The sequence below is a fragment of the Phaeobacter italicus genome, from assembly GCF_001258055.1.
GTDB lineage: Bacteria > Pseudomonadota > Alphaproteobacteria > Rhodobacterales > Rhodobacteraceae > Phaeobacter > Phaeobacter italicus.
Genome location: NZ_CVRM01000036.1, coordinates 49,803 through 64,338, shown reverse-complemented (window position 1 = coordinate 64,338; position 14,536 = coordinate 49,803). Strand labels below are relative to the sequence as shown.

General features: G+C 58.7%; 15 protein-coding genes. 8 read left to right on the top strand and 7 right to left on the bottom strand.

All coding sequences use genetic code 11. The features are described from left to right. The first annotated feature begins 3 nt into the window (after positions 1-3). The 6 genes from NIT7645_RS17930 (at position 4) to NIT7645_RS17905 (ending at position 6,624) form a co-directional block, all read left to right on the top strand. Entirely contained in the window at positions 4-1,560 is a 1,557-nt protein-coding gene (locus NIT7645_RS17930; protein ID WP_050672392.1) for an ABC transporter substrate-binding protein, read from the top strand. Positions 1,561-1,708: 148 nt separating this feature from the next. Next, complete coding sequence (locus NIT7645_RS17925) at positions 1,709-2,689, top strand: ABC transporter permease (protein ID WP_008563468.1); 981 nt, start codon at positions 1,709-1,711, stop codon at positions 2,687-2,689. Then, positions 2,686-3,633, top strand: coding sequence for an ABC transporter permease (locus tag NIT7645_RS17920; RefSeq protein WP_008563452.1), 948 nt, complete (start codon positions 2,686-2,688; stop codon positions 3,631-3,633). Before NIT7645_RS17925 ends, NIT7645_RS17920 begins: the two co-directional genes overlap by 4 nt. A gap of 5 nt (positions 3,634-3,638) precedes the next feature. Further along, positions 3,639-4,631: an ABC transporter ATP-binding protein gene (locus NIT7645_RS17915; protein WP_008563513.1), complete on the top strand. Its 993-nt coding sequence runs from the start codon at positions 3,639-3,641 to the stop codon at positions 4,629-4,631. Further along, positions 4,628-5,662 carry an ABC transporter ATP-binding protein gene (locus tag NIT7645_RS17910; RefSeq protein ID WP_008563480.1) on the top strand — a complete coding sequence of 345 codons (1,035 nt, stop codon included), beginning with the start codon at positions 4,628-4,630 and terminating at the stop codon, positions 5,660-5,662. Before NIT7645_RS17915 ends, NIT7645_RS17910 begins: the two co-directional genes overlap by 4 nt. A gap of 47 nt (positions 5,663-5,709) precedes the next feature. Beyond that, positions 5,710-6,624, top strand: a complete 915-nt coding sequence (locus tag NIT7645_RS17905; protein WP_008563399.1) for a LysR family transcriptional regulator — start codon at positions 5,710-5,712, stop codon at positions 6,622-6,624. Positions 6,625-6,662: 38 nt separating this feature from the next. Here NIT7645_RS17905 and NIT7645_RS17900 read toward each other — a convergent pair whose 3' ends face one another. Together NIT7645_RS17900 and NIT7645_RS17895 are read right to left on the bottom strand one after the other, a co-directional pair. Continuing rightward, entirely contained in the window at positions 6,663-7,904 is a 1,242-nt protein-coding gene (locus NIT7645_RS17900) for a lytic murein transglycosylase (protein WP_008563559.1), read from the bottom strand. A 93-nt stretch (positions 7,905-7,997) separates the two neighbouring features. Continuing rightward, positions 7,998-8,471 (bottom strand): Lrp/AsnC family transcriptional regulator, encoded by a 474-nt coding sequence (locus NIT7645_RS17895; protein WP_008563524.1) that lies wholly within the window; start codon positions 8,469-8,471, stop codon positions 7,998-8,000. An 84-nt stretch (positions 8,472-8,555) separates the two neighbouring features. On the opposite strand from NIT7645_RS17895, the gene NIT7645_RS17890 reads away from it, so the two are divergent. Further along, the gene (locus NIT7645_RS17890; protein WP_008563383.1) at positions 8,556-9,581 is read left to right on the top strand and encodes a diaminopropionate ammonia-lyase; all 1,026 of its coding nucleotides are present in this window, start codon (positions 8,556-8,558) and stop codon (positions 9,579-9,581) included. Then, positions 9,574-10,701: an amidohydrolase gene (locus tag NIT7645_RS17885; RefSeq protein WP_008563529.1), complete on the top strand. Its 1,128-nt coding sequence runs from the start codon at positions 9,574-9,576 to the stop codon at positions 10,699-10,701. The genes NIT7645_RS17890 and NIT7645_RS17885 overlap by 8 nt, the downstream gene beginning before the upstream one ends. Positions 10,702-10,710: 9 nt before the next feature. Here the strand turns inward: NIT7645_RS17885 and NIT7645_RS17880 are convergent, their stop codons facing one another. From NIT7645_RS17880 to NIT7645_RS17860, 5 genes are read right to left on the bottom strand one after another with little or no spacing between them, the layout of a single operon-like run. Continuing rightward, entirely contained in the window at positions 10,711-11,844 is a 1,134-nt protein-coding gene (locus tag NIT7645_RS17880) for a sensor histidine kinase (protein ID WP_082204900.1), read from the bottom strand. A 4-nt stretch (positions 11,845-11,848) separates the two neighbouring features. Then, positions 11,849-12,865, bottom strand: coding sequence for an ATP-binding protein (locus tag NIT7645_RS17875; protein WP_008563474.1), 1,017 nt, complete (start codon positions 12,863-12,865; stop codon positions 11,849-11,851). Next, positions 12,862-13,269: an ATP-binding protein gene (locus NIT7645_RS17870; protein ID WP_008563403.1), complete on the bottom strand. Its 408-nt coding sequence runs from the start codon at positions 13,267-13,269 to the stop codon at positions 12,862-12,864. Before NIT7645_RS17870 ends, NIT7645_RS17875 begins: the two co-directional genes overlap by 4 nt. Further along, entirely contained in the window at positions 13,266-13,628 is a 363-nt protein-coding gene (locus NIT7645_RS17865) for an STAS domain-containing protein (protein WP_008563411.1), read from the bottom strand. The genes NIT7645_RS17870 and NIT7645_RS17865 overlap by 4 nt, the downstream gene beginning before the upstream one ends. A 1-nt stretch (position 13,629) precedes the next feature. Further along, positions 13,630-14,505, bottom strand: coding sequence for an STAS domain-containing protein (locus NIT7645_RS17860; protein WP_050687692.1), 876 nt, complete (start codon positions 14,503-14,505; stop codon positions 13,630-13,632). Between the last annotated feature and the right edge of the window lie 31 nt (positions 14,506-14,536).

Below are 14,536 nucleotides of genomic sequence, written 5' to 3'. Positions count from 1 at the left end.
ATTATGAAGTTTTTCGCGAGCACGCTCGCAGTTGCGACCCTGTCGGCAACGCTGGGAACAGCTGCGCTGGCAGAAGTGACCGTCAAGGTTGCCTATGACGCGGACCCGGTTTCGCTGGACCCGCATGAGCAGCTGTCCGGCGGCACCCTGCAACTGTCGCATATGGTTTTTGATCCGCTGGTCCGCTGGACGCAGGATCTTCAGTTTGAACCGCGCCTGGCGGAAAGCTGGGAACAGATCGACGAAACAACCATGCGCTTCAAGCTGCGCGATGGTGTGACCTTCCACAGCGGCAATGCCCTGACAGCCAAGGACGTTGACTGGACCTTTGACCGCCTGAAGCAAAGCCCCGATTTCAAGGGTATCTTTGCGTCCTTCACCGACGTGGAAGTTGTGGATGATCTGACGTTTGATCTGAAAACCTCAGAACCCTATCCGCTGGTCCTGCACACCGCGACCTACATCTTCCCGATGGACAGTGCGTTCTACACCGGCACCACCGAAGACGGCAAAGACAAGTCCGAGCTGGTCAAGCACGGCGACAGCTTTGCATCGCGCAACCTCTCTGGCACTGGCCCGTTCACCGTCACCGAGCGTGAGCAAGGCGTAAAAGTGGTCTTTGATCGCTTCGACGGCTACTGGGACACCGCATCCGAGGGCAACGTCGACAACATCATCCTGACCCCGATCAAGGAAGACCCGACCCGCGTTGCTGCCCTGCTGGCAGGGGATGTGGACTTTATCGCGCCGGTTCCGCCGACCGACCTGAAGCGCGTCGAAGAGCACGACGGTACAACCCTGATCACGATGCCCGGCACCCGGATCATCACGTTCCAGCTGAACCAGGACCGTGTTGAAGCGTTCAAGGATGCCCGTGTTCGTCAGGCCATCGACTTTGCCGTCAACAATGCAGGTATCGTTGATCGCATCATGCGTGGCTTCGGCACCGTTGGCGCACAGGCCAGCCCGGCTGGCTACCTCGGCCATGATCCGGCTCTCGCTCCGCGTTACGACCTGGAAAAAGCCAAAGCTCTGATGGCCGAAGCAGGCTATGCAGATGGCTTCACCGTCACCATGATGGCGCCGAACAACCGCTATGTGAATGACGACAAGATCGCACAGGCCGTTGCCTCGATGCTGTCCAAGATCAACATCAAGGTTGACCTGCAAACCATGCCGAAGGCGCAGTACTGGCCCAAGTTCGACGAGCGCGCAGCAGACATGATGATGATCGGCTGGCACTCTGACACCGAAGACTCCGCCAACTTCCACCAGTTCCTGACACACTGCCCGGATGCGGAAACCGGCAACGGTCAGTACAACTCCGGCAACTACTGCAACCCGGAAGCAGACGCTCTGATGGCGCAGGCAAATGCCGAAACCGATCAGGCCAAGCGTGCCGAGTTGCTGAGCAAGCTGGAAGGTATTCTCTACAACGAAGCCGCCTTCATCCCGCTGCACTGGCAGAACCTTGCCTGGGGTGCACGTGAAGGTGTCCACGCAGAGAAAATCGTGAATGCTCTGAACTTCCCGTACTTTGGTGATCTCGTCGTCGAGTGATCCTGATCCGGCCGGGGCGGCCCTGCTGCCCCGGTCACACCGCCAGCTTCCCGAAAATTGCACTTCTTAATGGGCATGTCCCTGCCGCCCGACGGGCGTTTGTGGTTTTGTGTCCATCAACAAGTGACCGACTGAAGGTAATCAAAACATGCTCGCTTACCTCGTGAAACGTGTGTTTCAAGCGATCGCGGTGATGTTCGCCATCTCGCTGATCGGCTTTGCGATCCAGGACAATCTGGGCGACCCCTTGCGCGAACTCGTTGGCCAATCCGTTTCCGAAGAGGTGCGTCAGCAGCTCCGGGACGAACTGGGCCTGAACGACAGCTTTATGACCCAATACATCCGCTTCCTCGGCAATGTGCTGCAGGGCGATCTGGGAACCTCATATTTCTTCAAGGAACCGGCCCTGGACGTCATCCTGAAGAAACTTCCCGCGACGCTGGAACTGGTGGCTGGGGCCACGCTGATCATCATCGGCCTGTCGGTTCCCCTCGGCGTCTATACCGCGATCAAGCCCAACTCTGTCCTGAGCCGTATCATCATGGGCCTGTCCATCGTCGGGATTTCCATTCCCGTCTTCCTGACCGCGATCCTGATGATCTTTGTCTTCTCGGTAGAATTGGGCTGGTTCCCCTCTTATGGCCGTGGTGATGTCGTCCATGTCTTCGGCTATTGGGAAACCAACTTTGCCACGGCAGATGGATGGGTTCACATTATGCTGCCCTCCGTGGCACTGGCGTCAATCATGCTGCCGCTCTTTGTCCGCTTGATCCGCGCCGAAATGATGGAAGTCCTTCAGAGCGAGTATGTGAAATATGCCCGTGCAAAAGGGATCCGGCCGTATCGGATCTACTTTGTCCACGCTCTCAAGAACACATTGCTGCCGGTCATCACCGTGGGTGGTGTACAGATCGGCACAATGGTCGCCTACACCATTCTGACCGAGACCGTTTTCCAGTGGCCGGGCATGGGGTTCATGTTCCTCGAAGCCGTGAACCGCGTCGATACCCCCCTGATCGTGGCCTATCTGATCGTCGTTGGCTTCATCTTTGTCGTTACCAACACAATCGTCGACCTGATCTACGGTCTCGTCAATCCAACTGTTAACCTGGCGAGGATGGGCGCATGAGCAGCCTGAGCACAAACCAACCTACCCCCTCACGCTTCAGCCGCCTGTGGAACTCCAACATGGGCTACAGTTTCCGCCGCAACCCGGTGGCAATTGTTTCCCTGGCGATCTTTCTGATCATTGCAATCGCGTCCACCTTGGCACCGGTTTTGGCCCCGTTCGATCCCTACGATCCGGCCCAGATCGACATCATGAACAGTGAATATCCACCGATGTGGGTGGACGGCGCGGACCCGCAGTTCTTTCTGGGCACCGATGATCAGGGCCGCGATCTGTGGTCGACGATCCTTTATGGAACGCGCCTGTCGCTTTTGATCGGCCTTTGTGCTGTTGCGCTCCAAGCTTTCCTAGGGATCTCCATCGGCCTGGTGGCAGGATACGTCGGGGGGCGGATCGACAGTCTCTTGATGCGGCTGGCAGATATTCAGCTGTCGTTTTCGACGCTGATGGTCGCGATCATCTTTCTTGCCGTGACCCAAGCCATGTTTGGCAGCGAGACCTTCAACCAATATGCGATCTACTTCCTGATTGCGGTGATCGGCGTCGCCGAATGGCCCCAGTACGCCCGGACAGTCCGCGCAACGGTGCTGGCCGAGAAAAAGAAGGAATATATCGACAGCGCCCGTGTGCTGGGCTTTGGTCCGATCCGCATCATGGTGCGTCACATTCTGCCAAACTCTCTATCGCCGATTTTCGTGATCTCAACGGTGCAGGTGGCGAATGCAATCATCTCCGAAGCCTCCCTCAGCTTCCTGGGTCTTGGCATGCCTCCAAGCCAGCCCTCGCTTGGCTCGCTGATCTCGTCTGGCTTTGACTACATCTTCTCGGGCAGCTGGTGGATCACCGCCATTCCCGGTGTGGTTCTTGTTGTGCTGGTTCTGGTCATCAACCTGCTCGGTGACTGGATGCGCGACGTCCTGAACCCCAAACTCTACAAAGGATAAGAGCGATGTCGTTGCTTTCCGTCCGTGACCTGACGGTCAAATTCGCTATGCGGGACAACACAGTTACCGCGCTGAACCAAATCTCCTTTGACCTCGCCAAGGGGGAACGACTGGGGATCGTGGGGGAATCCGGCGCCGGTAAATCCATCACCGGATTTTCACTGATGAACCTGCTGAGCCGACCCGGCTATATCGACAGCGGCCAAATCCTGTTCGGCGGTCAGGACATCACCCAGCTGTCCGAAGCGGAGATGCGCAAGATCCGGGGTAATCGGATGGCCATGATCTTTCAGGATCCAATGGTCACCCTGAACCCCGTCCTGACAATCGGCCAGCAAATGGTAGAGACCCTGCGCGCGCATCGGTCGCTCAGCAAGGCAGAGGCCGAGCAGATCGCGATCCTGAAACTGCGTGAGGTCTATATCCCGTCTCCCGAAGAACGGCTGAACCAATATCCGCACGAGCTCTCGGGCGGGATGCGCCAGCGCATCATCATCGCCATGGCGCTGTTGCTCGACCCAGAGCTGATCATCGCGGATGAACCGACCACTGCTCTGGACGTGACCATTCAGGCCGACATCATGGAACTGTTGTTGGAGCTCTGCCAATCAAACAAGGTTGGTCTGATCCTCATCACCCATGACCTGGGCGTCGTCAGCCAGATGACCGAACGCACATTGGTGATGTATGCAGGCCGCCTGATCGAGGCAGGACCGACGCGCGAGATCATCAATGACCCACAGCACCCTTATACCCAAGGGCTGATCAATGCGCTGCCACAACAGACGCTGCCTGGACAGCGACTGAAACAGATCCCGGGGAACATGCCGTCCTTGACGGCCATCCCCACCGGCTGCCCCTTCAGCCCGCGCTGCGAATATGCAGTCGATCATTGCCGCAAAATCCTGCCCGAAATTGTCCGCTATGGTCAGGTCGAGGTCGCATGTCACGAAGTCAGCCGCCTGCAGAATACCAACTTTGAAGAGGCCAGCGCATGAGCACCGCATCCCAGCAGACCAAACCCCTGCTTGAGCTGAAGGGGCTGGAAAAACGTTTTGATCTCGACAAGGGGTTTTTGGAAACGGTGAAACTACGTGGCGGGCGCCTGACCCGCGAGCGGCGATCGGTCCATGCCGTCAACAATGTTTCGCTCAATGTCGACCGTGGCGAAGCGCTCTGCATCGTGGGGGAGTCCGGCTGCGGAAAATCCACTGTGGCTCGGCTGGTTGCGGGCCTGTTGTCACCGACCGGTGGTGAAATTCACTACGATGGCGACCGCATTGACGATCGCAGTCGCGCAGCCATGATGCCGCTGCGCAAGAAGATGCAGATGATCTTTCAGAACCCATATGCGTCGCTCAATCCCCGGATGACGATCCAGCAGGCACTGGAAGAGCCGGTGCGCCACCACAATCCGCAAATGAACCGGGGTGAAGTGCGCGACAAGGTGGCAGAGGTCATGCGCTCCGTTGGGGTCGATCCCAGCTGGTCCAGCCGCTACCCGCATGAATTCTCAGGCGGGCAACGCCAGCGGATCGCCATCGCCCGTGCATTGACAGTGGACCCGGAGTTCATCATCGCGGACGAACCGATCTCAGCCTTGGATGTTTCCATTCAGGCGCAGGTGCTGAACCTGATGCTGGAGGCCAAGGACGAACGCGGTCTGACCTATTTCTTCATCACCCACGACCTGAGCGTGGTCGAGCATTTCGGCACCCGCGTGGCTGTTCTGTATCTTGGCACTTTGTGCGAGTTGGCGGATACCCGGACCCTGTTTGAAAACCCCAAGCACCCTTATACCAAGGCCTTGCTGTCGGCGGTTCCAAAGCTGAAGGATGAAGGCCCCAGCCATATCCGGCTGCAAGGCGAAATTCCGACACCCATCAATCTGCCGCAGGGTTGCCCCTTTCAAACCCGCTGTGCATTTGCCAATGCTAGGTGCCGCGAGTCGCGGCCTCGCCCCCTGCTGCAGACCGACGGCAGCACGGTGGCGTGTCATGCCGTGGAAGAGGGACGGCTGGACGGCTGACCCTTTACCACCCCATCACCCCGGACCCCTGAACGGACCTAGGCATCTTGGACATCATCTGGCTCAGAGACTTTGAATCGCTCACGACGCACAAGAATTTTTCTCGTGCGGCAGAGGAGCGCAATGTCAGCCAACCCGCGTTTTCCAGGCGCATCCGCGCCCTGGAAGACGAGGTGGGGGTCAAGCTGATCAACCGCCAGACCTTTCCCCTCTCGCTCACCCCTGCAGGCGAGGTCTTTCTGTCTCAGGCCAAATTGATCCTGCGCACCTATTCGGAAACGATTGAACGGTGCCAGACCATTGATGCGGCCGGCGAGAACGTGATCCGCTTTGCTTCCAGCCAGTCGCTCTACATGACCCATTTCCGGGATCATATCGAGCCGCTGATGGAGGCGGGCGGGCTGGATGTTGATCTCAACTCGACCAGCTGGGCCGCAGATCAGTTCGTCTCGGCCCTGCAACAGCGCTACTGCGATGTTATCCTGACCTATTGGCATCCCGCGATGGACTTTCTTTCGCCGCTGGAAGTGAGCAAGTGTGATTTCCTCACCCTGTCAGAGGATCAGTTCGTGCCAGTGTCAAAGACCGGCCCTGATGGGGCGCCCCTGTTTGATCTGCGCCGGGACACCAAACGCCAAATCCCACTGCTGTCCTACGGCAGCGCATCTGCGCTGCGCTCTGTTCTTGACCACACGTTGCGTCAGCAGATCAGCCCGCCCAACCTGTTGGTGGTAAATCAGAATGCGCTGGCAAACTCGGTCAAGGCGATGATCCTTGAGGGCTTTGGTCTGGGCTGGCTCCCCCGCAAACTCTGCGAGGCCGAACTCGCAGAAGGCCGTCTGGCTCTGGCCGGCGGTGACGAGTTTGTCACAGCTCTTTCCGTGCGCCTGTACCGTGAGACGGAAAACACCAAACCAACTCTTCACGATTTCTGGCGCAAGATGAGCGCCAGCATTGCCTGAACGACACACCGTCCCCACGGGGACAAATCATCTATTTTTCAACGGGCTAGCTTTGCCATTATCTGTTTGTCGGGGAAACAGGTCGCTGCCGCACCTTGCCTTTCCTGCCATCTCCCGATGGAGCGGCGGGTTTTGAAACCTGCAAGCCCGTCTGCACCGCCAACATCATGGCCCAGGGCCTCCAACCCGCGCTGCAGCGCCGCGACCTCAGATCTCAGCATTTTGTTGACGCGCCCCCAAGGGGCGACGAAATCGCCAACACCAAACTGAATGCGATCGCCGACATGGCCAACAAACAGCGCGTAGAGATCGCTCTTGTTGTAGTCCTTTAGAACGTAAAAGTTCGGCGTCACCAAAAATGCAGGTCCATTGCGCCCTGCAGGCAGCATCAAATAGGCCTCGCCGCGCCGTTCGTGGTTTGGAAAGGGGCGGCCAGATACGCGGGTGATCCCCAGTTTTTCCCAGTCACGGATACGACGCCCCTGATCCGGCCCTTCCAACGTGCAAGACACGGACGCGGGCAACCGCACCTCAAACCCCCAATCCCTGCGCCGGTCCCAGCCATGATGGTCAAGATAGGCGCCAATTGATGCAATCGTATCCGCCTCAGAGGTCCATATATCCGCCCGCCCGTCACCGTCGCCGTCGGCTGCAAATTTCAGGAAACTCGATGGCATGAATTGCGGCTGACCCAAGGCCCCAGCCCAACTGCTCTTCATACTCTGGTTTGGCGCTTGGCCTGTTTGCGCGATCTGCAAGGCCGCAATCAACTCTGCCCGGAAAAAAGCGGCTCGTCTGCTCATGAACGCCTTGGTTCCAAGAACCTGAAACGCATTATGCGGAATGGCCGCTTTCCCGTAGGCGCTCTCTCGGCCCCAAATCGCAAGGATAATCCGTCCGGGAACACCTGTGCGCTTTTCCACCTGGGCGAGGACAGCGGAATGGCGTTTTGCCATCTGTCGTCCTGTGGCGCTTGCTCCGTTAACCGCGCCACGGCCAAAGTACCGACCCGGCGCGCCGAACTCCGCCTGTCGTTGTGCACGAGGCGCTTGCCGGTTCGACCCCGGCGGCACCAGATCGGGCAGATCCCAATTCAGGCTCACACCGCGAAAGGAGCGGTCAAAGGTGGACCGGGACACACCTGCCTTGCGTGCGGCGGGCCAAATCTCTTGTAAAAGCCAGGTCTGAAAATCGCGCTCGATCTTTGCGCGGTTTTGGGCCAGAGCCGGGCTGACGAGTGCCGCGCAGACCATCAGAACACAAACCAAACGCGTGAGCATAATCATTCCTCTTTCCCCAACCGGCACAATGTCCCCTGCCCTGCCAGCCTAACCACAGGCGCGACACGCGTCGCGGGGAGAATTGCTGCAAAATCAGCTCTTTTCGATCGGCACCTCCAACCCGATTTTCTTGCGCCCCATAACAACCGACGTTCTGAACCTGCGCACATTTGAATCCTCAAAAAACAGGCGCTTGGTCAGTTCTTCAAACGCGGCCATATCCGACGCCGTGCAGATCAGACAGAAATCTGCCTCACCAGTAAGATAATAGCACTGTTGCACCATCGGCTCTGCCTCCGCGCGGCGGGTGAAGGCATCGATCTGATCCAGTCGTTCGCGTTCCAACTCGACCATCACGACAAAGGTCATGGGCATTCCCACCTTCGCCGGATCGACCAACGCAACATCACCGGTAATGACCTTTCGTGCCCGCAGGGATTTGACCCTGCGCTGAACAGACGCAACAGATAGTCCCGCTTCTTCCGCCAATGCCTCAAGACCAATTCTGGCATCCCGCTGCAAAAGCCGCAGGATCGTCACATCTGATGTATCAAGTTTCTCGCTCACATCTCACCCGAAATTTGCAAGTTTTTCTCATTTCAAGGCAATAATTGCACATCATCGCGCAAGTCGCTTGGATAAAATGTGGTCATGGAACAGATCAACGTCACCCTCGACCCCGCCAAACCGCTCGCAATGCTGCAGTCCTGCCCGGCCTATCAGCCCTCTCCGCTCTCCGTTCATAAGGTTGGAACGCATGACGTTTGGGTTAAGGACGAAACCCAACGCATGGGACTTGGCGCGTTTAAGGCAATGGGCGGCGTCTACGCCGTCGCCGAACTCCTGGTGCGCGAATGCGGGACATCTATCCAGGATCTCACCAGCCCCGAAGCACGTGACAAAGCGGCGGGTGTAAACTTTGTCTGCGCAAGTGCGGGCAATCACGGCATGGCGGTCGCCGCCGGCGCAATGCTGTTTGGCGCAGGCTGCCGCATTCACCTGGCCGACACCGTTCCCGAAGATTTCGTGTCCCGCCTGCGTGCAAAAGGGGCCGAAGTCGTGCGCTCTGGCGCCACGTATGAGGACAGCATCGCAGCCGCGATCAAGGACGCCGAAGACAGCGGCGCCATCCACCTCGCTGACGGATCATGGCCCGGCTACACGGAGCCACCCCGCCTGGTGATGGAAGGTTACACGACAATCGCAGAAGAAATGCGCGACAGCTTTGCCGCGGCGGGCAGCTGGCCGACCCATGTATACCTGCAGGCCGGTGTCGGTGGCCTTGCCGGTGCAATCGCCTACATGATCCGGAAAAACTGGGAGGTTCAGCCGGAAATCATCGTGGTTGAACCCGATGCGGCCCCCTGCCTGAGCGAAAGTGCGAAGGCAGGTGAAATGGTGACGGTTGCGGGGCCTGTCTCCAACATGGGGCGTCTGGACTGCAAAACGCCGTCCATGCTGGCGTTCGAAATCCTGTCAAAAGCGGCTGACCGCTACATCGCTATCTCGGATACCGACGCCCTTGCAGGTGTCGCCAAGGCGCATGACCTTGGTATTGGCAGCACTCCCTCTGGCGCTGCCGGGCTTACAGCCTTGTTGCAGGAACAGATGCATAAATTGCCCGCAGACGCCCGCCCCTTGGTGATCTTGTCCGAAGGGGCTGTGCAAGATGACTGATCTCGATCTTGTCGCGTTTCGCCGCGACTTGCACGTGCATCCCGAAACAGGGTTTGACCTGCATCGAACCGCAGACAGGATCGCAGCGGTGCTTGAGGCAGCGGGATTGTCCGTCACCCGCAACATTGGCACCAGCGGAATTGTCGCAACGCTCCAGCGCGGGCCCTCAAGCGAAGGCATTGCCTTGCGCGCAGATATGGACGCCCTCCCAATTGAGGAAGCAACCAACCTGCCGTACCGCTCGACCAATGCGGGCGTTTTCCATGGGTGTGGCCATGACGGACACAGCACCATGCTGGTTGGGGCAGCTTTGGCTCTGGCGGCGGATCCCGGCTTTGACAAGACGGTCCATTTCATCTTTCAGCCGGACGAAGAAAACGGTACCGGCGCAAAGGCGATGATCGACGACGGCCTGTTCAGCCGCTTTCAGATCAACAGGGTTTTTGGCCTCCACAATATGCCCGGAATGGCGGTTGGGCAGTTTGCAACGCAGTCCGGGCCCTTCTGTGCCTTTGAGGACAACTTTGACATCAGGATTTCTGGGAAGGGCGGCCATGCCTCCATGCCCGAACGCGGCGTGGATCCCATCGTGACCGGCGCCGCAGTTGTCACCCAGCTGCAGACCATCGTATCACGCGCGGTCGCACCACGAGACCACTGTGTTGTGTCGGTGACTGACTTCCAGACTGACGGTGCGCGAAACATCCTTGCCAGCAATGTGCAGATCACCGGTGATTGTCGGGGGTTTGATGCCCATGTTTCTGCCCGGATCGAAGAGCGCATGCGCGCAATCGTGGATGGGGTTTGTGCGGCGCAGGGCGCAAGCGGTCGCGTTGAGTATTCAACCTCGTTTGAACCTCTGGTGAACGATCCAGACGCGACCCAGTCCGCGATCAAGGCGGCTGGCTTGGTCGGTCAGGTGGACGACGCCTACGGTCGCGTCGGGTTTTCCGAGGATTTTGCAGCATTCCTGCAGCATCGCCCTGGCGCCTTTATCCTGATGGGGAACGGAACCGAGGGTGCAAATGCCATGCCGCTGCACAATCCGGGCTATGACTTCAACGACGATGCCATTGCGCCGGGGGTGGCTTATTGGTGTGCGCTGGCCAAAGCCGACTGACACGGCGGGTCAACTGTCCGCAAGGGGAAGCCGAAAGGCAACGCTGAGCCCATCTGATCCATCCACCTCCAGCGTGCCTGCGTATTTCCCGACCGTGCTGCGGATCATGCGCCAGCCGAGCGAGCCAGACCGTTCTGGCCGCTCGTCTTCCTGACGCAGCCCGCGGCCATTGTCCTTGACGGTCAGGCGAATTTCATCCGCCTCCTCTTGGATATGTACCCTGACCACCCCTTCAGAGCGCCCGACAAATGCGTGTTTGAAGGCGTTGGTCAGCAATTCGCCAACCAGCAGCCCCAAATCGATCGCCATGGACGCGGAGATTTCTGGGTCCTCCCCTTCCACGCAAACATCCACCTTGAGCGCATTCGAACTAAATGCAGCCTCTGCGTTGCGCGCGATATCTTCCAGAAATGGTCGCGCCTGCAGCCGATCCACACGGGCAGATTTCTGCAGCTGTTCGTGGGCCTTGATGATCGACTGCACCCGCTGTTGCAGATCTCCCAGAACTGATTTGGTTTCTTCGAGCTCAGCATCCTTTCGGCTCATCCGGATCAGGGCACCAATCAGGGCAAGGTTGTTCCCGGTGCGGTGATGGACCTCCCGCATCATCAAATCACGCTCGTTCAGCGCCTCGATCAGAACGCGGTTTTGTTCTTCCAGCTCAGCAAGGGGATCGCTTTTGCGGATGCTCGCGATGGCATCTGTAACGCGCGCCGCAACTTCGGCCAGCTCATCTGCCCGCGTGTGGCTCATGAACAACATGTCCACCTCGGTCCCTTCAGACCCTGTGTTGATGACGTGCTGGTCGGCCAGTCGCCCCAAGCCCTTGAGCCCAAGGCCAAGACCCGGCACAACGAGCCGATCTGTGGGCGATGGTGCGGCTCCGCTCTCGATCCCGCTGCCCTGGTCTGTCACGATCGCACGCAGTGCAACCCGCCCACTCTCCTGTGTCAGGCTAAGACGGACGCGGCCATTTTCTGCGTGTTGCTGTGCATTGCGTGCTGCTTCAAGCAAAGCTGTGACAGCCCGTGTCTGTGCAAACGTTCCAAGGTCCAAAGCTTTGGTGACGGCCATCGCTGTAAAGCGCAGACGTTGAATGTCTTTTTCGGTTTCCGCCTTGATCGTGATCAGATGGATCGACATGGGCTCAGTTCTCTCTGGCTATGCGGCAGACAACGATCCCGGCGTCATCGCGACCTCTGAAATTTTCCGCCATCAGCTTGCCGGCAATCAACAGGGCAGAGCGCATGAGCAACGCGGGCTTGGCCTGCAGATCCCGAAGGGTGCGAATGCCGTCCGTATGCATGATGACGATATCTCCTGGCTCCAGCGCAACCTGTTCATGGAAGGGTTTTGCGTCCAGGCCACCCAGGCGCCCGTCACGGGTGGCAAACCGTTTGGTGTCCTGAATGCGGGCTCGCAACGTCGAGATGTTGCCAACCGACGCAAAGTTGACAGAACGTCCCGCGCCATCAAGTGACAGGCAGGCCGCGACCGCGCCACGTGTCCCCGCAATATCGGATGAGGCGTCAGTGAGGGTCTGGACAACATCCCTCCCTCTGCCCCGAAAGAAGCTCTTCAGCAGCTCGGTCGTCGCATCGGCTGCCTTGGCGCCATGTCCCAGGCCATCACACAGGATCACATCACTCGGCCCGGACAGATCCTGCCCGCCCCGCGCTGGCGCAAGACCCCATCCGTCCCCGCAGCGCTGTTCGTTTGGATGCGTGACGAGAAGACCCGCGATTTCAACCTTGTCTCCGGCTGCCAACCTGCTGGTTACGAATTCACAGGCGACCGTGGTGCCTTCATCAAGGTCCGAAAAGATATCAAACCGGTCAGCCAGGCGTCGCATCGCCCCAAGCCCAAGCCCGGCAGACGCCACGCTGCTTGCGCCGTCTTCCATCATCCGTTCGATCGAAACGATGCCCGGCCCCTGATCATGCACAATCATGGCCAGCCGCGGCCCGCGCAGCCCCGGCATGATCTGCAGCAGACACCTGCCCCGACGGGCATACCGCAGCGCATTTGTAGCCGCCTCACTGACGACGATGACAATTTCTTCGGTTCGGTCGCGTGAAAACCCCGCCGAATAGGCGAGTTGTCGTGCCAACCGTCGGCACGCCGAAATGTCGCTTGGATCAGCTATGGGCAACCAATGGGTCATAGTCGGGCCACCATTGTCACGCAGGTTCCTTTGCCTACTGTAGTTTCAATTTCCATCTGATCGCACAGGCGGCGCGCACCTCCCAGCCCGCGCCCCATGCTGCCTGCCGTGCTGAATCCATCGCAAAGCGCGGCGTCGACATCAGCAATCCCCGGCCCTTTGTCCCGGCAGACCACGGTGACACACGGCGGATGCACCTGACTGTAGATGCGCGCCTCGCCTCCGCCACCATGCATGACAGCGTTGCGGCCGATCTCGCTGACGGCCGTGACAAAGCGTGTCTTTTTCACGGAGCGCGCGCCCAACTTCTCCAGCTCCTGCCCCGCCACGCGGCGCGCATGCAGGACATCCCGGTCCCGCAGCAGAACGCAAACGCTCACCAATGCCCCTTCCGGAACGCTCATGCCAATGGTTTGCCCCTGAGATCCTGCAGCGCATGGCTGAGCGACAGCGCCGTTTTGCTCTCTGGCAGGTCCATGCCAAGTTCGACCAGCGTCATCGCAACGGCAGGACGCATGCCCACAACATAGGTCTGCGCATCCAAAAGTTTGGAAACACTCGCCAGCTGCGCCAGGATCCGGCCAACAAAGGTATCGACGATTTCGAGCGCGTTGATATCCATGACGACAGCGCGCGCTGAATCCCTCACAATGCGTTCTGCCAGTGCCTCTTGCAGATCAAGGATATCCGTGTCCGAGATATCCTCTTGGATGGCAACGAGAAGCACACCCTCGACAAAGTAGATTGCTGATGCCGCGCTCATCTTACTGTTTGGCCTTGTGGACAATCTCGTAGCCCACCCTGTTCAAAGCATCCGCAAGACCGGTGCGGATGGTCGAACGGGTGGTCACTTCGCCGACATCGACGCCGAGCTGCACCATTGTCTGGGCAATCGTCGGGCTGATGCCGCTGATGATGCATTCCGCGCCCATCAATCTGACAGCCGATGCCATCCTCAGCATGTGCTGAGCGACCTGCGTGTCCACGGTCTGCACACCTGTAAGGTCAACGATCACGACCTCGGATTGACGCTGCAGGATGGTTTCCAGCAGGTTTTCCATCACCTCCTGAGCGCGGGCAGAATCCATCGTACCAATCAGCGGCAGGGTCAGCACCTTGTCCCACAACTCGACAACCGGCGTTGACAGCTCCTGCATCTGATCGCGCTGTTGTTCGATGATGCGATCACGTTCTGCAATAAAAACCTCGGTGCAATAGACCGCAAATGCGTCGATCACCCGGCTGATAAAGAAAATCTCTTCCACCAGCTCGCCTGCCTGATCTGCCAGCAGCTCCTGCAGCTGAAAAAAGATCGGGCCCTTGAGCGCAAGAACAAACGAAGCCATATCGCTCGGGCTCACGCCACGGGCGCTGCGCTCTTGGGTGACATCCACCAAAACCGTGCGCAGCTCTGTCCAGGGCTCGCTGCTCAGATCAAAGCGGCTGCCGGTATCTCCCTCGGCAATCCCTGTAATCATCGCCCGCAGCAGAGAGGAGGTCTGTTCACGCCCTTCCTTGTGAGAAAACAAATCGGTTCTCTGGACACCTTCGTCGCTCTGTGTGGAAATCCAGCCATCCAAAATCGCGTCAAACCGTTCCCGAAGGATGGACAGGACCGTGCTTGTTTCAGTTTCCGACATATTTTCCTCAAGAAATGGGATCCACCTGACA